Genomic DNA, 20868 nt, shown 5'->3' on the forward strand with positions numbered 1-20868 from the left:
TTAATTTCGTAAAATTGAATACGTTTCAAGCATTTCAATAATTAAAACAAAACTAGTCAACAAAATCCAAAATGAGAAAGATTTTAATCATAGGTTTAGGGAAATCTACTTCTTTTCTTTTAAAATATTTACTAGATAAATCTATTTCAGAAAATCTATTTATCACTATTGGCGATATCCATATTGAAAAAACTAAGAAAATAATAAATGGTAATAAAAATGCTGAAGCTCTAATTTTGGATGTCTTTAACGATGAAGCTCGCTCAAAAGCCATTGAAAAATCAGATATCGTAATCTCTATGCTTCCTGCACGCTTTCATATTCAAGTTGCAAAAGATTGCATTTTACTTAAAAAACATCTGATAACAGCTTCATATATTAGTGATGAGATGCAAGCTTTAGATAAAGACGCTAAAGCTAACGGACTGATATTTATGAATGAAATTGGTTTAGACCCAGGGATCGACCATATGAGTGCTATGCAAATTTTAGATAAAATTCGAGATAACGGCGGTCATATTATTTTATTTGAATCGTTTACTGGTGGCTTAGTAACTCAAGAAAACGATACCAATTTATGGAATTATAAATTTACATGGAACCCCAGAAATGTAGTGACTGCAGGACAAGGTGGTGCCGCAAAATTTTTACAGGAAGGCACTTATAAATACATTCCTTATAATCGTTTGTTTAGACGAACTGAATTTTTAGACATTGACAAATATGGCCGATTTGAAGTTTACGCAAACCGGGATTCGCTTAAATATCAATCCGTTTACGGATTAGATACTGTTAGAACGTTGTATCGTGGCACCATAAGACGCGTTGGTTTTAGTAGAGCTTGGAATATTTTTGTTAGCTTAGGTATGACAGACGACAGCTATACAATTGATGATAGTGAAAATATGAGTTATAGAGATTTTATAAATGCATTCTTACCCTATAGCCCTTCAGATTCTGTAGAATTAAAGTTACGCCATCAACTTAAAATAGATCAAGATGATATTGTTTGGGACAAACTTATCGAACTTGATATTTTTAACGCAAAAAAACGCGTTGAACTCAAAAAAGCTACACCGGCACAAATACTTCAAAAAATATTAACAGATAGTTGGACACTTGAAGAAAATGACAAAGACATGATTGTTATGTACCATAAATTTGGTTATGAAAAAGACGGAAAAAAATACCAAATAGATGCAAGTATGGTAGTTTTGGGTGATGACCAAACTTATACTGCCATGTCAAAAACAGTAGGCTTACCAGTCGCAATTGCTACACTCGCTATTTTAAATGGTAAAATTAAAACGCCTGGTGTTCAACTTCCAATAAGTAAAGAAGTATATCACCCTATTTTAAAAGAATTAGAATCTTTTGGCATCTCGTTTAACGAAAAACAAGTACCATATTTGGGATACAACCCCCTTAAATAATTAATTTTAGTGACTTACCCTTTGGGTACACTTTTCGTTTCAATCTTTTTATTTAAAAAAATAAAAAGGATTTTCACTTAAATCGCTATCGTAACTCGTTGTTTCAATTTAAAAGTAAATGGTTATTTTTATGTTTTTAAATGAAATCATAATATGGACAAAAAAACAAAAACTATCACTATAGATGGGATTGACAAAAAGATACTTCGAGACTTAATGCAAGATGCTCGAATACCAATTTTAGAAATTGCGCGTAATGTTGGTATTTCAGGAGCAGCGATTCATCAACGCATACGAAAACTAGAAAAATCAAAACTAATCTCTGGTTCAAAATTTATTATTGATCCTAAAATACTGGGCTATTTAACTTTGGCATTTGTTGGTATTTATCTGGATAAAGCTGCCAATACAGATGATGTAATAAGAGCTCTTAAACGCATACCAGAGGTTATTGAATGCCATTACACTACTGGTAATTATAGCCTTTTTATAAAACTGTACAGTTTAGATAACACCCATTTAATGCATATTTTAAACAGAGAAATTCAAACCATTACAGGTGTTTTAAGAACCGAATCTATCATATCACTAAATCAACAAATTGACAGACAGATACATATATAATTAACAAAGTCAAAGTGGTTTCTTACGCAACCTTTTAATATTATTGCATCTTTAATTGGTATAGTAGTTGTTACTATGCTGTAAACTAATTTAATAATTATTTATGAAAAAAACGCTACTGTTATCACTCATTTCTTTGTTACTATCTTATACATCTTTTTCTCAGGAAACAGAACAAGACAACACAACAAATCAAAACTTTAACGAATTAAAACTAAATATGACTAACCTAATTGGATTTAAATGGTTTGATGTAGGCTATGAGCGTACCATAAATGAAGAGTCTTCATTTGGTGTTGGCTTACTTACACGAATTGGTTCTGATAGAGATGATAGTGATGGTTTAGATGAGTACAGAACGTTTTCTATAACACCTTATTATCGACATTTTTTCTCCAACAAATATGCTCAAGGCTTTTTTGTTGAAGGATTTGCTATGATACATTCTGGCGAAGATGAATTTTATAGTTATGACCCAATAACTCAAACCGAAAGTTTTAGAGGTGAAAAATATACAGATTTAGCCATTGGTGTTTCCGCTGGAGCAAAATTTGTTACAAAAAGAGGTTTTATAGCAGAAATATACTTAGGTATTGGTAGAGACATGTTAGAACAAAGTGATATTGAAGTTGTTGGTAGAGGTGGTATTGCCCTTGGTTATAGATTCTAGAAAATCAAAATTTATAAACAAAAACCCAAGCGAATGCTTGGGTTTTTGTTTTATGAGATTCCTAATTTTACAGGAATTTTACATTTTCATCAACCAAGTACGCACATCAACTTCTTGTTTAATAATTTGTCTTAAATCTTCAATTTTTACGCGTTCTTGCGCCATAGAATCTCTATGGCGAATAGTAACGGTGTTATCTTCTAAAGTATCATGATCTACAGTAATACAAAACGGCGTACCGTTGGCATCTTGGCGTCTATAACGTCTTCCAACAGCATCTTTCTCATCATAATCTACATTAAAATCCCATTTTAAATCATCAACAATTTGTTTAGAAATTTCTGGTAAGCCATCCTTTTTCACCAATGGCAATACTGCTGCTTTTACAGGCGCCAAAACACTTGGTAATTTTAAAACCGTTCTTGTTGTACCATTCTCTAATTCCTCTTCAACTAAAGCATTTGAAAAAACCGCTAAAAACATGCGATCTAAACCAATAGATGTTTCTAACACATATGGCACGTAACTTTTATTTTCTTCAGGATCAAAATATTGTAATTTTTTACCTGAGAATTTTTCGTGCTGACTTAAATCAAAATCGGTTCTAGAATGAATCCCTTCCAATTCTTTAAAACCAAAGGGAAATTTAAACTCAATATCAGCAGCTGCATCTGCATAATGAGCCAATTTTTCGTGATCGTGAAAACGATAATTCTCAGCACCCATTCCTAAACTTAAATGCCATTTCATTCGAGTTTCCTTCCAATGGTTATACCATTCAACTTGTGTACCTGGTTTAATAAAAAACTGCATTTCCATTTGTTCAAACTCTCGCATTCTAAAAATAAATTGTCTTGCAACAATTTCATTTCTAAAGGCTTTACCTGTTTGAGCAATCCCAAAAGGAATTTTTAAACGACTTGTTTTTTGAACATTTAAAAAATTTACGAAAATACCCTGAGCTGTTTCAGGTCGCAAGTATAAATCCATAGCATTTTCTGCGGATGCACCAAGCTTGGTTCCAAACATTAAGTTAAACTGTTTAACATCTGTCCAGTTTCTACTCCCTGTTAAGGGGTCTGCTATTTCTAATTCTTCAATTAGTGCCTTAACATCAGCTAAATCTTCATTTTCTAAAGATTTTGCCATTCTGGAAAGTGTAGCGTTCATTTTTTCTTGATACTCAACAACACGCTGATTTGTTGCCAAAAAGTGTTGTTTATCAAAAGTATCACCAAAACGTTTTGCCACTTTAGCGACTTCTTTATCAATTTTGGCTTCGATTTTGGCACAATAATCTTCAATTAAAACATCGGCTCTATATCGCTTTTTAGAATCTTTATTATCAATTAATGGGTCATTGAAGGCATCAACATGTCCAGAAGCTTTCCAAGTAGTAGGATGCATAAATATGGCAGCATCAATACCAACTATATTTTCATTCATCTGTACCATGGCTTTCCACCAATAGTCACGTATATTCTTCTTTAATTCTGCTCCGTTCTGCGCATAGTCATAAACAGCGCTTAAACCGTCATAAATTTCACTACTCTGAAATACGTATCCGTATTCCTTAGCATGCGAAATTACCTTCTTAAATTGATCTTCTTGATTTATCATGCTGCAAAAATATAAAACCACTTCAAACTAATAGCTGGTTTGTTAAAAAAATAACCAGTTGATTCATTAATTTTTATTTAAGTTTACAATACAACATTTATTACACAATGCTTAAACCGCTAATAAACTTATTTTTTCCGGAAGTTTGTTATGCTTGCCATAACTTACTAACTGATAATGAAGATACTATTTGCTTAAATTGTAGACACGATCTACCGGTAACAAATTTCCATTTTGAAGATAAGGATGATGTAATAAAAGTACTTTATGGACGAGCTAAAATAGAAAATGGAACGGCACTTTTTAGGTTTGAAAAAAAAGGATTAGTACAACAACTAATGCACTCACTTAAATACAAAAACAATGAAAAAATTAGTTATATTCTTGGAGATTGGCTTGGAAATGAGTTAAAAACATTAAAAAAATACCAAGATATAGATTTAGTAATACCTGTACCGCTCCATAAAAATAAACTAAAAAAAAGAGGCTATAACCAAGTTACGAAATTTGGACAACAAATATCAAAAGCAATAAACGCAAATTATAACGAGGATATTTTAATTAAGATTACTAATACCAAATCTCAAACTACTAAACAAAGATTAACTCGTTGGAATAATAATGATGAATTATTCGCACTTCAAAATATGGATGCAATTGACAATAAGCATGTTTTATTGGTCGACGACATCATAACTACAGGTGCTACTTTAGAGGCTTGTGTTAATATTTTACAACAAGTTAAAAATGTAAAAATAAGTATAGCTACTATGGCAATAGCATAAGGTATTAGCCGTTATATCTCTAAAATTATGTAGGTTTGTAGAAATTTAAAATTGTTAATGAACAAGACCCTTTCAAATTTTATTTTAGCCTTTATTATTGGCTCTTTTTTTATAAACTGCGCAAACACAGGATCACCAGATGGAGGCCCTAAGGACGACATACCTCCAAGTATTATCAAGTCTCAACCCGAAAATTTTAATACAAATTTTGCTGGCAATGAAATCATAATTTATTTTGATGAATATATAACGATCAAAGATTTAAAAAAGCAGCTAATTATTTCGCCACCCATGAAAACCCAACCAGTGGTCAAGCCACTTAGTGGTGCAAGTAAATATATTTCTATAAAAATTTTTGATACCCTACAGCCAAACACCACATACGCTTTCAACTTTGGAAATAGCATTACCGATAATAACGAAGGAAACCCATATCCATTTTACCGTTATGTATTTTCAACTGGTAACTATATAGATTCACTAACTGTAAAAGGCAATATTGTTGATGCTCTAAAAAAACAACCAGAAACCTTTGTTAATGTTGTCCTTTATGAGGTAGACTCAACCTTTACAGATTCTATTATTTATAAAGAAACCCCTAAATATGTTAGCAATACTTTAGATAGTTTAACTACTTTTTCTATTGAAAATATTAAAGCTGGGAAATACATGTTGATTGCATTAAAAGATAAAAATAGCGATAACAAATTTCAACAAAAAACAGACCAAATAGGATTTTATAAAAGTTTTATAGAAGTTCCAAATGATTCAGTATATACACTCAGATTATTCTCAGAAGAGATTGATTTTAGTGCCAGTAGACCTAAATTGCTTTCTGGCGAAAAAATTGCCTTTGGTTATGAAGGAGACTATAAGAATATGGATATAAGAATCCTTTCGGAAACTCCCGAAGATTTTGAATATCGTATTACAAAAGATGAGAAAGCTGATACTCTTTATTATTGGTTTAAACCAAGAATGAAAGTTGATTCTCTTGTTTTTAAAGTATCTAATTTAAATTTTGATAAAGAATTTACAGTAAAAATTAGTGAACAAAAAAGAGACTCTTTAACTATTAGTAGAACACCATCAGGAACCATTAATTTAGATGAAGATTTTAAAATTATAGGCAATACACCATTTACTAATTTTGATGCTTCAAAAATTATTTTAATTGATAAAGATTCCATAAATATTGATTTTACTTCTGAGTTTGATACTATCACTAATACATTCGCTTTAAGATTTAATAAAACTGAAAATAATGGGTATAAAATGCAAATCCTACCAGAAGCATTTATTGATTTTTTTGATTATAAGAACGATTCTTTAAACTTTACTGTAAGCACAAAAAAGAGTTCAGATTTTGGATATGCTAGATTCACTTTAGTAAATGCTAAATACCCTCTTATTATTCAATTAACTGATAGTGAAGGAAAAGTGAAAATGGAACAGGCAGTTACAAACTCAGATCCTGTTGATTTTTTAAACTTATTACCTGGAAAATATTTTATTAGAGTTATTCATGACACTAATGGGAATGGGAAATTTGATACAGGTAATTATTTGAAAAAAATACAACCAGAGCGTGTTAGTCATTTTCAAGAAATTGAAGTTAGAGCAGATTGGGGATATCAAGAAACACTTCAATTTAAATAATAGTAAAGTTGTCCCTGTCGTCTAAAAACTTAAGTTTATTTCTATACACATCAACATGGCGTTTTTCTAGAGTAACTATTTCAATTTGTTCCTTATTTGGTTTTATAGAAGTTATTTCATTACCTAAAACATCAATCGCTGCAGAGTTACCAGAATACTCGTAATTAACACCATCCTTTCCTACCCTGTTTACACCAATACAATAACACATGTTTTCAATAGCGCGTGCTTTTAATAAAGTATCCCAAGCAGAAATCCTAGTTTTTGGCCAGTTAGCAACATATAATAAAACATCATAATCAGCTACATTTCTGGCCCAAACAGGAAAACGTAAATCGTAACAAATAAGTGGACATATTTTCCAACCTTTATAGTTTATAATCACTTTTTCAGTACCAGCTTTATAAATTTTATCTTCTCCTGCTAATGTAAAAGTATGTCGTTTATCGTAATTTGAAATATATCCTGACGCTTCGACAAATAATAGCCTGTTAAAATAATGTTCGCCCTCTCTTATAACCAAACTTCCAACAATAGCTGAATTCGTTTTTTTAGCAATTGCTTTCATCCAATTTACAGAATCGCCATATAGAGTCTCAGCTACCACAGATGCATTCATTGTAAAACCCGATGTAAACATTTCTGGCAGTACAATAACATCAACTTTATTTGAAATACTTTCTATTTTTTTAGTAAAATTCTGTATGTTTTGTTCGGGATTTTCCCAAACTAAATCAGATTGAATTAGCGCTATTTTTAATTCGTCTTGCATGTCTTAAAATTACACATTTTAAATAAGATTTAAAATTAATTGAGTAATTTGAACCGTTAAAAATATCATAAACTTAATATGCAAAAAAACAAATTCCTTTTACTTATAATAACTGTTTTACTCTATGTCAATTTAATAGAAGCTCAGATAAAATATTTCCCAGACCGAAATGCAAATTGGGAAGTCAAATCTGCATCAAGTTTTAGTATTACAGAAAACACCTTAAAAGAGGCTATTGATTTTGCAATTATTAATGAGTATTCAGGTTCGAGAGATTTACGTATTGCTATTTTAGAAGGTTTTGCAAGAGAACCTTTTCATCAAATCCTGGGTCCTACAAAAAAACGAGGAGGCCCGTCAGGACTTATTATAAAAGAAGGATACATAGTTGCCCAATGGGGTGATACAAAACGTGTCGACATGACCTTTAGTGTTACTAAAAGCTTCTTATCTACCATGGCTGGTTTAGCTGTAGATAAAGGATTGATTAAAAATGAAACAGATAAAGCCAAAGATTATATTTGGGATGGTACTTTTGATGGTTCTCATAATTCTAAAATTACATTTCAACATTTACTGCAACAAAATTCCGATTGGTCTGGTGAAATTTGGGGAGGAAAAGATTGGGCAGATCGCCCACCAAGTGAAGGCAATTTAGATATTTGGAAATACAGAGAACTTAAAGAGCCAGGTACTTTTATGGAATATAATGATGTTCGTGTAAATGTACTTGCATATTCATTACTTCAAATATGGAGAAAACCGCTACCGCAAGTTCTTAAAGATGAAGTTATGGATAAAATAGGAGCCTCAACAACTTGGAGATGGTTTGGTTACGAAAACGCATGGACAACCATAGATGGTATACAAATGAAATCTGTAACTGGAGGAGGGCATTCTGGTGGTGGTCTATTTATTTCAACTGAAGATATGGCTCGTTTTGGCTTGTTATTTTTGAATGATGGCAAATGGAAAAATGAACAAATTATAAGTGAAAATTGGATTAATCATGCAACAAACCCATCAATCCCTAATGTAAATTATGGCTATATGTGGTGGTTAAACAAAAAAGGACCACGCCATTGGGAAAACGTATCTGAAGATATTTATTATGCTGCAGGATTTGGAGGTAACTTTATTTTAATTGATAAAAAACATCATGTTGTAGCTGTAATAAGATGGTTAGAACCCTCTAAAATAGGCGAATTTATGCAAAAACTTACAAAAGCTTTAGACTAAATTTTATTTAAAATATCAGCAGCTTTTTTTAAAGTGTTATCTGTTTTTGCGAAACAAAAACGCAATACTTTGTTATCAAGATTATTTGTGTTAAAAACAGATAAAGGTATTGAGGCTATACCAAACTCTATTGTTAATCGTTTTGCGAAATCTACATCATATTCTTCTGTGATATCTGAATAATCTAACACTTGAAAATAAGTGCCTTTTGAAGGAGTGAATTTAAATCTAGAATCCTTAATTAAATTTAAAAATAAGTCTCTTTTTCTTTGAAAGAAATCTGGTAAATCCAGATAATGTTTTGGCTCTTGCATATAATCTGCGATACCTTTTTGAGTTGGATGATGGATGCAAAACACATTAAACTGGTGTATTTTCATAAACTCTTCCATTAATTCTTTTGGCGCACAACAATATCCAACACGCCAGCCAGTATTATGAAACGTTTTACCAAAAGAACCCGTTATAAAACTTCTAGATTTTAAATCTGAGAACATACACGCACTTTGATGTTTTTCACCATCAAAAATCATGTGCTCATAAACCTCATCACTCAAAACAATAATGTTAGTGTCTTTTGTTATTTCTTGCAACTTCAACATGTCTTCTTTTAAAAAAATAGTTCCCGATGGATTGTGAGGTGTATTAATGATAATCATCTTGGTTCGATTATTTATACATTCCCTCACAGTATTCCAATCTACCGAAAAAATAGGTGCTTTTAATTGTATTGGAATTACAGTACCTCCGTTTAAAATAATTGAAGGTTCATAGCTATCATATGCAGGTTTAAAAATAATGATCTCATCATTGGGTTTAATAAATGCATTGATGATTGTAAAAATAGCTTGCGTAGCACCCGCAGTTACTGTAATTTCATTTTCGGGATGATAACTTGAGTTATAAAGCAGGTGAATTTTTTTTGCAATGGCTACTCTCAATTCTAAATTCCCTGCCATGGGCGCATATTGATTATAGCCCGAATTCATAGCTTTTGAAACTAAATCTACTAGCTTTTGATTGCTTTCAAAATCTGGAAATCCTTGAGACAAATTAATAGCATCGTGTTTTTTAGCCAACCCACTCATAATAGAAAAAATAGTGGTTTCTACATTTGGGAGTTTAGAAATATACTGCATATAATGAGGTTAAACTATTTGTAACTGTTTTAATAATTCCTGTTTATAAAATCGTCCAATAGGGATTTTATAATCTCTTATATAAATGATATTTCCAGAAATCTTTTCTACAAATTTACTATTAATTATGAAGGATTTATGGACTTGGATAAATTCATTTTGGGGTAGTTTTACAGTCCAGTTTTTCAACGAATCAATATAAGAAAACTTTTGTGTTTTTGTAACTACGGTGATGTAATTTCTATCCGATTCAATAAATAAAATAGTATTTAAAATTATTTTATGAAGCGTTTTATCTACGTTTAAAAAAATAGTTTTTCCGTTTTCTTCTATGTGTTTTTTTTGCAATTCTAATCGATCTTTAGCTTTATTTATCGCTTTTAAAAATCTATCAAACGAGAAAGGTTTTACTAAAAAATCAACAATAGTGTCCAGCTCAAAACAATTTACAGCGTATTGAGGGTAAGCTGTTGTCATAATAATTGCTGGTGGGTTATTAATGGTTTTTATAAAATCTAACCCAGACATATCAGGCAAATTTATATCTAAAAAAATAACATCAACTTTTCTGGTAATTAAAAATGAATTAGCCTCAATAGCAGATTTAAAAGTACCCAGTAATTTCAAATTCGGTAGTTTCTCAATAAAATTCTTTAAAATTTTTTGAGCTGGAATTTCATCTTCTACAATAACACAATTCATCTCAAATCTAATTTTAATGTCACTTTAAATCTTGCATCTTTTTCAATAGAAAAAGTGTAGGTATCTTTATAAATAAGTTTCAATCTTTTTTCTAAGTTTTGAAGCCCAATTTTAAAATCATTGGAACTTACTTTTTCTAAGCTAAAATCATTTTGGCAATTGAAATTTAAATTCCCTTCTTCAACTAAAATATCTATAATGATGTTACTATTTAAAGCACTATGCTTAAAAGCATTTTCAATAATTGTAATTAGAAGCAATGGTGCTATTTGATACTGAAATGAATCAATAGATTTTGTATACTGAATTTGTTTTACGCCTTCTGTTCTAATTTTTTGAAATTTGATATAATTATCTATAAACTGAATTTCTTTTTCTAAAGAAATTGTTTCGTCATTACTTTCGTATAAGACGTGTTTCAAATTATCTGAAAGCATCAAAATGAGTTCAGGTGTTTCTTTAGGTTTTTCTAATGAATACGAATAAATAGTATTCAAATTATTAAATAGAACATGGGGGTTTATTTGAGATTTTAAAAATTTAAGCTCCATTTCGGCATGTTCCTTTTTAACTTTCACTACCTCTTCCTGTTCATCTATAAATCGATACAAAATCCATATAAATGAAAAGAAAATAAGCGGCACCAACGTTTGCCATAAATAATCACTTAAACATTTAGGTAAACTACAGCCGCATTGAGCAAAAGCATAACAATAAAGCTGTGTTGCAAAAAATGAAATGGCTGCAAAAACAAATACATAAAGTGCATACAACTTCTTTCTAACAAAAAAGGGTAACAAAAAAAAGTTGTTGATGTAAACAATGACTACTAAAAGCGAAACATATTGTAAAAACGGATTTTCTCTCCAATAATAATCTGAAAATAAAAACAGTGATACAAATACGAACAACATCCAAAAAAGGATATGAACTAATATTTGTGATATATGTTTATTAATTAATGTCATGTTTTAAATGTAGTTAGAAAAGCTAAAATCATCAAACAATATGTATAAAAGTAGGTTTTGTATTTTCAAACAACCAAAAAAAAGACGTTTGTAAACTTAAGTATGTTGTTTGTAAACTTAATTGGTTAAACTTATAAAACAGTAATAAGTTTGGTTTCATGAACAATCAAAAAAATGAAACGAACAGTAACAATCGTAATTTTATTTCTTAGCATACAATTTTCATTGGCACAAACTTTAAATCATCTTAAAAAAGATGAAAAAGGCAACGAAATATTACTTGGAGAAATAAAAAAAAACGGCTTAACCAATAACTCATTTAACGAATGGTTTTCTGAAAATTATAACGAATATTCAATTAATAAAAGTATCGTTAAACAATTAAAAGATTCCTTAAACACATATGATATTAACGTGTTTTTAGGAACTTGGTGTGGAGATAGCAAACGTGAAATCCCAGTATTTTATAAAATTTTAGAAGCTGCAAAATTTCCAGAAAACAAACTACAAGTTATAGCTGTTGATAAAACCGAAGAAGCTTACAAACAAAGTCCTAATCACGAACAAAAGGGTCTAAATATTCATCGAGTACCTACTTTTATTTTTTATAAAAACGGTTTGGAGGTTAACAGAATTGTAGAATCTCCGCAAGAAACTTTGGAGCGCGACATATTAAAAATTGTTACTAATAATAAGTATACTTCAAAATACATGGCAGCCAATTACATGCACTATTTATTAAACACTAAATATATTGACAGCCTAAAATTAGATGAGTTGATTTTAGTTTCAAGACTTACTGAATTTGTACAAGGAAGCAGAGAATTAAATACGTTTGGATATTCACTTTTACGTTCTAATCAAATTGAAAAAGCGCTTTACATTTTTGACTTGAATACTAAAATATTCCCATACAAATACAATGTATATGATAGTTTGGGTGAAGCCTATTTTGTTGCTAAAAATTTTAAAGATGCTTTAAAAAACTACTTCAAAGTTTTGAGTTTAAATCCTGATGATAAAAATGCCATTGAAATGATTGAGAAAATAAAAACAGTTATGTAATAACTAAACAATATTCATTTTTTTCAATAAAAATGACGCATTCATGTTTTTACAAATACCTTGTTTTAAAGTATAATCAAAATGAAGCTCATCGTTTAATATTTCTGCATCAAAATAATAATTTTTAACATCACTTAATTCATTTTCAATCTCACATAAACTCAAATCGTGTGTAGCTATAATACCAGTAGCATTTGAGGCTACTAATTTTTCAACAAATTTTCTAGAACCAATAGCTTTATCAGTGCTATTGGTTCCTTTTAAAATTTCATCTAGAATAATAAAATAAGGCTCTTTTTTAATCGCATCAACAATGTATTTTAATCGCGTTAATTCAGAAAAGAAATACGAACTATCATCTGTTAAAGAATCAGAAGTTCGCATACTTGTAATCAACTTTACTGGTGCATATTTACTGGATTTAGCACAAACTGGCAACCCAGTATTTGCCATCACAATATGAAGTGAAACCGTGCGTAAAAAAGTACTTTTTCCCGCCATATTTGCACCTGTAACAATAAAAAATTGTTCTTTTTGAATGACTAAATCACTAGTAACTCGTTTTTCTTTTTTTAATAAAGGATGCCCTAATTCTTCGGCTTTTATAACTAATCCTTTTAAATCAATTTCAGGAAACACAAAATCTGGATGATTATAAGCGTAATTACCAAGTGAATTATAGGCATCAAAAAAAGAAACCACTTCAAACCAATCGGCAACTTTATTAGCATGCAGTTGTATCCATTGTTCAATTTCAAAACTGTTTTTGATGTCTGATAAAAAATAGCCATTGCCAAAAATAGCACCAATCAAATTATTACGATTATCTAAAGCGTCTAATGATTTTGAAAACGCTTTAAAAATTGCCGAAGCTTTTTTGTCAATAGATTGAATTTGCAACTGCTTTTCTTTTAATAATTCTGAAGAAAATGATTCTTTTTCAATCAAATTCAAGAGCAAAGCATATTGTCTAAACGTGCCTCTAACTTTATCAGTATTCGATGCTAGGATGTTTATTTTTTTCAGATAACTTCCTGTAATTATTAAACCAATTAGCAACCAGTATCCAATAATTCCGGGATTTGTGATAAATTTTAAAACAATCAGCATAAGAAGAATGATGGAAATTATAGTAAAAACTAAAGGCAACAAACGCATGTATTTTGGCAAAAATGTTTTGTGGTTTTTTAACCAACTTATAATTTTTGGGGCAGGCGTTTCAACTTCAACTAAACTAGCAGTTGCAGAAAATTGCTGACGCCAATTTATTTTATCACTTAGCTCTTTTATAGCTTCTTGTCTTGAAACAATATCATTAATATTATTAGCTTTTAAAACCCTTGCTAACTCTTGAGCTCCTTCTTTTATTGAAGTCCTGTTTATAAATTGAAAGAATGAGCCTCTTCCAAACAAATCGATATCTAAACTATAAAAGTGATTTCCATCCTGAAATTGAAGTCCCTCATTTCTGTTATAAAAATGACCTGAAGCTATTTCGATTTCATCTTCATTAATTTGAACAAGTGCTTTGTTTAAGGCTTTTTGAGTTTTTAAATCGGTGTATTTTGAAAGTAAAAAACCAAAAACCACCATCCCTGTTAAAACTATAATAACCGCAAATTGCCACTTATAAAAAGTAATATAAACACCGAAAAATGTTAGTGTAAAAACCGCTAATCGATAGATGCTAAAAAGTGTTATCTTATTGGTCAGTTTTTTTACTGATTCTGTATAAATTTCTAAGTATTTTTTATAGTATGTTGAAGGACTATTCATTTGTTTTAATTCTGATATAAAGAAACAAAAAAGCCCTGAAAAATTCAGAGCTTTTTATAATATTTAAATTTGTTTTAATCTCTACCTCCAAATACTTGTAGTGCCCAATATAACAAAGATGCTAATGCACCAATAGCTGCAACTACATAAGTTCTTGCTGCCCATTTTAAGGCATCCTCAGACCCTAGATATTCATCTGGAGATACGATATTTTTATTTTTTAACCAAGCCAAAGCTCTGTTACTTGCGTCGTATTCTACAGGTAAAGTGATAAAACTAAACAAGGTTGCAAACCCCATAAAAGCAACACCAGCTGCAGCAACCCACCAACCTAAACCAAGGCCTGCGGCACCACCAAGCACCAAACCACCAATAATTAACCACTGAGACATTCCTGAAGTTACACTTACAACAGGCACCAAACTAGAACGCATTTGTAACCAACTGTAAGCTTTTGCGTGTTGCACGGCATGTCCGCACTCATGCGCTGCAACTGCTGCAGCAGCTGCATTACGTTGATTATAAACAGCTTCACTTAAGTTAACCGTTTTATTTTTTGGATTGTAATGGTCTGTTAATTGACCAGGTGTTGAGATAACCTCAACATCCCTAATACCATGATCTGCCAACATTTTCTCAGCAATTTCAGCACCACTCATGCCATTTCTTAATTGTACTTTGGAGTACTTTTCAAACTTCCTTTTTAACGTATTACTTACTAACCAACTTAATAAAGTAATTGCACCAATTAATATATAATATCCTAACATTTTTTTTATTTATGATTATTTAAATTAAAGATAACAAAAATAACGCCAATTTTATAATATGAAAGTTTGTCAGTGTTAATTATTTCTTATCATGTTTTATTTAAAAAATAATAAGATAAAAGAAGATATGAGTGTTACAGCATTTGCAAAAATCATTGATGGACTCTCTTTAAGAAATCCATAAACTAACCACATAAAAATACCTAAAAAAAACATGAGCAACATGGGGAATGACAAAATTGAAACGTCCTTAGTTTTCCATGTTTTATAAACTTGTGGCAGAAATGCAGTTGTGGTTAAAATAGCTGAAATAAAGCCTATTATTTCCATGCTTTAATCCAATAAATTTATTGAACTCACCATAAAACGACCGTTAACAATTTCGCCTTCTACTTCAGCTTTTCTAATAACTTCGCAAAAACCAGTAAGTTCATCGTGTGCATCTCCAAAATCGTCAATATTTGCACCGTTTACAAAATAAGCTTTATCATTAATTCGAACTGCTAAATCGCAACCTTTTTGAGATGTTAATTCAAACTGACACTGGCCACAAGACAGCTCAACAATTTCTTTTTTAGAAGTTTGATTCTTGCACGAGAAACTCAACAACAAAATACCTAATAAGATTATTTTTTTCATAACGTTTTAATTAATTGCATGTCTGATTAGGTAGGGAATTACAAAATGGTTAACCTAATATTGGTTATCCAACAATATTTACAATTTTACCCGGAACTACAATCACTTTTTTAGGCGTACGCCCTTGTAATTGTTCTTGTGTTTTTTCATTTGCCATTACTGCAGCTTCTATAGCTTCTTTACTCATATCCATTGGTAATTCTAACGTGAAACGCATTTTACCGTTAAATGAAATGGGATAATTTTTACTGCTTTCAACTAAATAACTAGCATTAAATTTTGGAAATGGTGCTGTTGAAATAGATTTGTTATTCCCAAGCTGATTCCATAATTCTTCAGCTATATGTGGTGCATACGGTGAAATCAAAATCAATAAAGGTTCTAAGATTTCTTTTGATGTACATTTTTGAGCCGTTAACTCATTTGCTGCAATCATGAAGGTTGAAACCGACGTGTTGAATGAGAAATTCTCGATATCTTCCTCTACTTTTTTTATGGTTTTATGAAGCGTTTTTAAATTATCTTTTGATGGTTCTGCATCATTTACAAGCAATCCATTTTCGCCAACATATAATTTCCATAGTTTTTTAAGGAAACCATGAACGCCTGTAATACCAGCCGTATTCCAAGGTTTGTATTGCTCTAATGGGCCTAAAAACATTTCGTATAAACGTAAACTATCCGCTCCATAATCGATACAAATCTGGTCTGGATTCACGACGTTGTATTTTGATTTGGACATTTTTTCTACCTCTCGCTTTACTTTGAAAGTTCCATCTTCTTCACAAATAAACTCCGCTTTTTTATATTCTTCTCGCCAGTTTTTAAAAGCTTCAATATCTAATTCATCTGATGCATTTACAAAAGAAACATCTGCATGAAGTTGATATTCGCCAAAACTTAATTGTTCTATTTTTACTTTAACAGGATCCAAAGTTCCAATAAATGAACTTAAACTTGGCAATTTAAAATCTTTTGCAATATCTCTCAAGCTTATATCCTCATGTAAAGATTTTTCATAATAATTTTTAGAACAAAAGATACTTGGAAACTTAGAAGATATTTGATTTAAATAATCCAAATTATCATTATGACGTGAGGTTTTTGGCCAAATTAAAGATATTTTATAAACAAATGCACTAGTCCCCAAAATCATTCCTTGATTAATCAGTTTTTTAGCAAACTCATCCACAGGCACTTCACCTTTATCAAACAAGAATTTTTGCCAAAAACGCGAGTACAACAAATGCCCTGTAGCATGTTCACTTCCGCCTATGTATAAATCGACATCTTTCCAATAGTTAAGCGCTTCTTTACTGGCAAACTCCTCATTGTTTTGAGAATCCATATAGCGGTTAAAATACCAAGAACTTCCTGCCCAACCTGGCATGGTGTTAAGTTCTAAAGGATGAATGGTTTTATTATCAATTAAGTCGTTAGAAACAACTTCATTTTTATTGGTGTCCCAAGCCCAAACGGTAGCGTTTCCTATAGGTGGCTCGCCGGTTTCGGTTGGTAAATATTTTTCAACTTCTGGTAAACGTATTGGCAAATGTTTAGCATCAATCATTTGCGGCATCCCATTTATATAATACACAGGAAATGGTTCGCCCCAATAACGCTGACGCGAAAACACAGCATCACGCAAACGATAATTGGTTTTTCCTTGACCTTGACCTAGTTTTTCTAGTTCTTGAATGGCTTTTTTGGTAGCTTCTTTATAGTTTAATCCGTTAAGGAAATCGCTGTTTGCAATAACAACATTATCTTTTGAAGCATAAGCTTCTTGAGAAATATCGGCATTCTCAAAAATATTAGGAATAGGAATATTAAAATGTTTTGCAAAATCGTAATCACGCTGGTCACCACAAGGCACAGACATAACTGCTCCTGTTCCGTAGCCTGCTAATACGTAATCGCCAATCCAAACCGGAATGGGTTGTTTTGTAAACGGATGTTCTGCATATGCACCAGTAAACGCACCCGAAATGGTTTTTACATCTGCTATTCTATCGCGCTCACTACGTTTTGCGGTAGCTTCAATATAAGCCTCAACCTCAGCTTTTTGTTCTTGGGTTGTTATTTTTGATACTAATTCGTGTTCTGGAGCAAGTGTCATGAAAGAAACCCCAAAAATGGTATCTGGTCTGGTTGTGAAGACTTCAATAACCTCACTATGATTTTTTAAATTAAAAGTTACCGCAGCACCAACCGATTTTCCTATCCAGTTACGTTGCGATTCTTTTAAAGAATCTGTCCAATCTATAGTTTCTAAACCTTGCAGTAAACGTTCTGCATACGCAGAAATTCGCATACTCCATTGGGTCATTTTTTTACGTATTACTGGATGCCCACCACGTTCTGAAACGCCATTTACAATTTCATCATTTGCTAAAACGGTTCCTAAAGCTGGACACCAGTTAACTTCGGTTTCAGCTAAATAAGTTAGTCTGTATTGTAATAATATTTGTTGTTGTTTGACAGCATCAAAAGCTTTCCAATCTTCAGCAGAAAAAGTTGCAATAGCGTCATCGCAAACCGCATTTACTTTTGAATTTCCTTCCGAAGAAAAAATGTTTGTTAATGTTGAAATGTCTTCAGCTTTATTCGAATCGTTATTATACCAAGAATTGAACAGTTGAATGAAAATCCATTGTGTCCATTTGTAATAACTCGGGTCTGATGTTCTAACTTCTCTGCTCCAATCGAATGAAAAACCAATTTGGTCTAACTGGCGACGATACGTTGCAATATTAGTTTCGGTAGTAATTGCTGGATGTTGCCCTGTTTGAATGGCATACTGTTCCGCAGGCAAACCAAAACTATCGTACCCTTGCGGATGCAACACATTAAACCCTTGATGACGTTTGTAACGCGCATAAATATCGGAAGCAATGTACCCTAACGGATGCCCAACATGTAAGCCAGCACCACTTGGATACGGAAACATATCTAACACGTAAAATTTAGGTTTTTCGCTTTGGTTTTCGGCTTTAAAGGTTTGGTTTTCTGCCCAATATTTTTGCCATTTGGCCTCTATCTCGTTAAAATTGTATCTCATTATAGTCTTTTTCTCCTTACAATGACGCAAAGTTACTCTTTAAATAGAAAAAACTAAAAGCAATTTGAATTACTTGCAAGTATTTTTATAATTGTATATTTATGGTAGACTATTGTTAGGGTTTTATGGATGAAAAAATTGGCTTAGTTTTATCTGGAGGTGGTGTTAGAGCCATTGCCCATATTGGGTTAATTAAAGTATTGCTTGAGCACGGAATTATTCCAAACGATATATCAGGCACTAGCGGAGGCGCTTTAGTTGGCGCACTTTATGCTAATGGTTATGATGCCAACGAAATGATTCGTTTTTTTAAGGAAACGCCTATTTTGGATTTTTCATTATACGCTATTAAGAAACCGGGTATTTTGGATAGCGAGAAATACGAAAAGTTTTTTAAAAAGTATTTTGATGAAAATGATTTTAAAGCTTTAAAATATCCTATGACTACCACTGCTACAAACCTATTAACAGGAAAACTAGAATATTTTAGTCAAGGCGAATTAATTAAACCACTCATTGCATCGTGTGCCATACCGCCTTTGTTTTCACCATTAAAAATCAATGACAACTTTTATTCTGATGGTGGCATTTTAAATAATTTTCCTGTTGAACCTCTCAAAAAGAAAAAAATAACAAAAATTATTGGAAGTTTTGTAAATCCTATAACGTCCATAAAAGAGTCTGACATCAATACCTCTTTAAAATTAATCTATCGCGTATATCACCTAGGTTTAGAAGCTAATAACCTTAAAAAATTTAAATTGTGCAATTATGTTTTTGAACCAAAACCTATTGATAAAATTGGAACCTTAGAAACAAAAAGTATTGATACTGCTTTTGAAATTGGTTACAATCATGCAAAAAAAGAAATTGATCAAATCCTTTCCTCACTCAAATTATAAAAAAATAGATTTCAAATTTTTACCTTCGTAACGACTTTAAAAATATTAAAACATTTTTTTGACAAAAAACACTACTAAAGCGCATTTAGCTCTGCTAGGTGCTAATATTATTTACGGTGCTAATTATATAATTGCCAAAGGTATTATGCCAAATAAAATTGGTCCTTCAGCATTTGTTTTTATTAGACTCTCTTGTTGTGCCCTATTATTTTGGGTTATTAAGTTTCTGTTTATTAAGGAAAAAGTTGAAAAAAAAGACTTGTTTAGGCTCGCGCTTTGCGGTTTGTTTGGTGGTGCTTTAAACCAAATGTTGTTTTTTCATGGCATAAACTTAACCTCACCTATTGATGCCTCCATAATTCAAACATCAAACCCCATTTTGGTTTTAATATTTAGCCTCATTATTTTAAAAGAACAGCTTACTAGAAATAAAATAACTGGAATTACTATTGCTGCTGTTGGTGCTATTTTTTTAATTTTGTATGGTAATAAAGCACAAGGTTCTAGTTCGTTTTTAGGCAATCTATTTGTTTTTCTAAATGCTTGCAGTTATGGCTTATATTTGGTTATTGCTAAAACACTTATGCAAAAATATCATGCAATAACGGTAGTAAGTTGGGTGTTTTTATTCGGTTTTATATATGCTTTCCCTATTGGGATAAACGATTTTTTAAATACTGATTTTAAAAGTTTCACAACAAACACCTATTTAACTGTTGGCTATGTGGTTTTATTTACTACTTTTTTCGCATACCTTTTTAATATTTACGCACTAAAATATCTATCACCAGCTGTAACTAGTAGCTACGTATATTTACAGCCTGTAGTTAGCTTTTTTATGGTTAGTACACTTGCTTATGTTTTTATGCAAAGTGATTATGCCCAAGATATAAGTTTAATTAAAATACTAAGTTGTATCCTTGTTGCCGCAGGTGTTTATATTGTTAGTAAACCCAAAAAAAATAAATCTACTTAAAAGAATATTAAAAGTTTAAACGTTGTAAACAGTATTGAATTATTTTTCTTTGTTATTTTTACATCGTT

The 20868-nt window shown here is 31.2% G+C and carries 19 protein-coding genes; 9 read left to right on the top strand and 10 right to left on the bottom strand.

From position 1 onward, the window contains the following. Positions 1–71 precede the first annotated feature (71 nt). The 3 genes from AC1XJX_RS00775 (at position 72) to AC1XJX_RS00785 (ending at position 2727) form a co-directional block, all read left to right on the top strand. Positions 72–1433, top strand: coding sequence for a saccharopine dehydrogenase family protein (locus tag AC1XJX_RS00775; RefSeq protein WP_482002047.1), 1362 nt, complete (start codon positions 72–74; stop codon positions 1431–1433). Positions 1434–1586: 153 nt separating this feature from the next. Beyond that, complete coding sequence (locus tag AC1XJX_RS00780) at positions 1587–2057, top strand: Lrp/AsnC family transcriptional regulator (RefSeq protein ID WP_482002048.1); 471 nt, start codon at positions 1587–1589, stop codon at positions 2055–2057. A 103-nt stretch (positions 2058–2160) separates the two neighbouring features. Next, on the top strand, positions 2161–2727 hold the full coding sequence (locus AC1XJX_RS00785; RefSeq protein WP_482002049.1) for a DUF3575 domain-containing protein: 567 nt from the start codon (positions 2161–2163) through the stop codon (positions 2725–2727). A 78-nt stretch (positions 2728–2805) separates the two neighbouring features. On the opposite strand, the gene AC1XJX_RS00790 is transcribed toward AC1XJX_RS00785, so the two are convergent. Then, positions 2806–4347, bottom strand: coding sequence for a glycine--tRNA ligase (locus AC1XJX_RS00790; RefSeq protein ID WP_482002050.1), 1542 nt, complete (start codon positions 4345–4347; stop codon positions 2806–2808). 107 nt (positions 4348–4454) lie between these two features. On the opposite strand from AC1XJX_RS00790, the gene AC1XJX_RS00795 reads away from it, so the two are divergent. After that, a complete protein-coding gene (locus AC1XJX_RS00795; RefSeq protein WP_482002051.1) occupies positions 4455–5132 on the top strand; it encodes a ComF family protein in 678 nt (225 codons plus the stop codon). Positions 5133–5189: 57 nt separating this feature from the next. Beyond that, positions 5190–6791 (top strand): Ig-like domain-containing domain, encoded by a 1602-nt coding sequence (locus AC1XJX_RS00800; RefSeq protein ID WP_482002052.1) that lies wholly within the window; start codon positions 5190–5192, stop codon positions 6789–6791. Here the strand turns inward: AC1XJX_RS00800 and AC1XJX_RS00805 are convergent. Continuing rightward, entirely contained in the window at positions 6784–7563 is a 780-nt protein-coding gene (locus tag AC1XJX_RS00805; RefSeq protein ID WP_482002053.1) for an amidohydrolase, read from the bottom strand. The genes AC1XJX_RS00800 and AC1XJX_RS00805 overlap by 8 nt on opposite strands. Before the next feature lie 78 nt (positions 7564–7641). Here AC1XJX_RS00805 and AC1XJX_RS00810 point away from each other — a divergent pair, with 78 nt between their 5' ends. Next, positions 7642–8802, top strand: a complete 1161-nt coding sequence (locus AC1XJX_RS00810) for a serine hydrolase domain-containing protein (protein ID WP_482002054.1) — start codon at positions 7642–7644, stop codon at positions 8800–8802. On the opposite strand, the gene AC1XJX_RS00815 is transcribed toward AC1XJX_RS00810, so the two are convergent. Genes AC1XJX_RS00815 through AC1XJX_RS00825 form a run of 3 tightly spaced genes read right to left on the bottom strand, consistent with a single transcriptional unit; the run spans position 8799 to position 11611 of the window. Further along, complete coding sequence (locus tag AC1XJX_RS00815; RefSeq protein ID WP_482002055.1) at positions 8799–9941, bottom strand: methionine aminotransferase; 1143 nt, start codon at positions 9939–9941, stop codon at positions 8799–8801. The two genes, AC1XJX_RS00810 and AC1XJX_RS00815, sit on opposite strands and share 4 nt — an antisense overlap. 9 nt (positions 9942–9950) lie before the next feature. Next, a complete protein-coding gene (locus tag AC1XJX_RS00820) occupies positions 9951–10643 on the bottom strand; it encodes a LytR/AlgR family response regulator transcription factor (RefSeq protein ID WP_482002056.1) in 693 nt (230 codons plus the stop codon). Next, entirely contained in the window at positions 10640–11611 is a 972-nt protein-coding gene (locus AC1XJX_RS00825; protein ID WP_482002057.1) for a sensor histidine kinase, read from the bottom strand. Before AC1XJX_RS00825 ends, AC1XJX_RS00820 begins: the two co-directional genes overlap by 4 nt. 174 nt (positions 11612–11785) lie before the next feature. Between AC1XJX_RS00825 and AC1XJX_RS00830 the strand changes: the two genes are divergently transcribed. Next, complete coding sequence (locus tag AC1XJX_RS00830; protein WP_482002058.1) at positions 11786–12676, top strand: thioredoxin family protein; 891 nt, start codon at positions 11786–11788, stop codon at positions 12674–12676. Between the two features lie 3 nt (positions 12677–12679). Here the strand turns inward: AC1XJX_RS00830 and AC1XJX_RS00835 are convergent, their stop codons facing one another. The 5 genes from AC1XJX_RS00835 to AC1XJX_RS00855 form a co-directional block, all read right to left on the bottom strand. After that, positions 12680–14452: a MutS-related protein gene (locus AC1XJX_RS00835; RefSeq protein ID WP_482002059.1), complete on the bottom strand. Its 1773-nt coding sequence runs from the start codon at positions 14450–14452 to the stop codon at positions 12680–12682. A gap of 74 nt (positions 14453–14526) precedes the next feature. After that, positions 14527–15222: a zinc metallopeptidase gene (locus AC1XJX_RS00840; RefSeq protein WP_482002060.1), complete on the bottom strand. Its 696-nt coding sequence runs from the start codon at positions 15220–15222 to the stop codon at positions 14527–14529. A 96-nt stretch (positions 15223–15318) separates the two neighbouring features. Beyond that, complete coding sequence (locus AC1XJX_RS00845; RefSeq protein ID WP_482002061.1) at positions 15319–15552, bottom strand: SemiSWEET transporter; 234 nt, start codon at positions 15550–15552, stop codon at positions 15319–15321. A 3-nt stretch (positions 15553–15555) separates the two neighbouring features. Then, on the bottom strand, positions 15556–15861 hold the full coding sequence (locus tag AC1XJX_RS00850) for a DUF6370 family protein (RefSeq protein WP_482002062.1): 306 nt from the start codon (positions 15859–15861) through the stop codon (positions 15556–15558). 64 nt (positions 15862–15925) lie between these two features. Beyond that, complete coding sequence (locus AC1XJX_RS00855) at positions 15926–18922, bottom strand: leucine--tRNA ligase (protein WP_482002063.1); 2997 nt, start codon at positions 18920–18922, stop codon at positions 15926–15928. 125 nt (positions 18923–19047) lie between these two features. On the opposite strand from AC1XJX_RS00855, the gene AC1XJX_RS00860 reads away from it, so the two are divergent. Together AC1XJX_RS00860 and AC1XJX_RS00865 are read left to right on the top strand one after the other, a co-directional pair. After that, positions 19048–19824 (top strand): patatin-like phospholipase family protein, encoded by a 777-nt coding sequence (locus AC1XJX_RS00860; protein ID WP_482002064.1) that lies wholly within the window; start codon positions 19048–19050, stop codon positions 19822–19824. A 58-nt stretch (positions 19825–19882) separates the two neighbouring features. After that, entirely contained in the window at positions 19883–20800 is a 918-nt protein-coding gene (locus AC1XJX_RS00865) for a DMT family transporter (RefSeq protein ID WP_482002065.1), read from the top strand. Positions 20801–20868 lie beyond the last annotated feature (68 nt).

It is taken from the genome of Flaviramulus sp. (assembly GCF_982512915.1).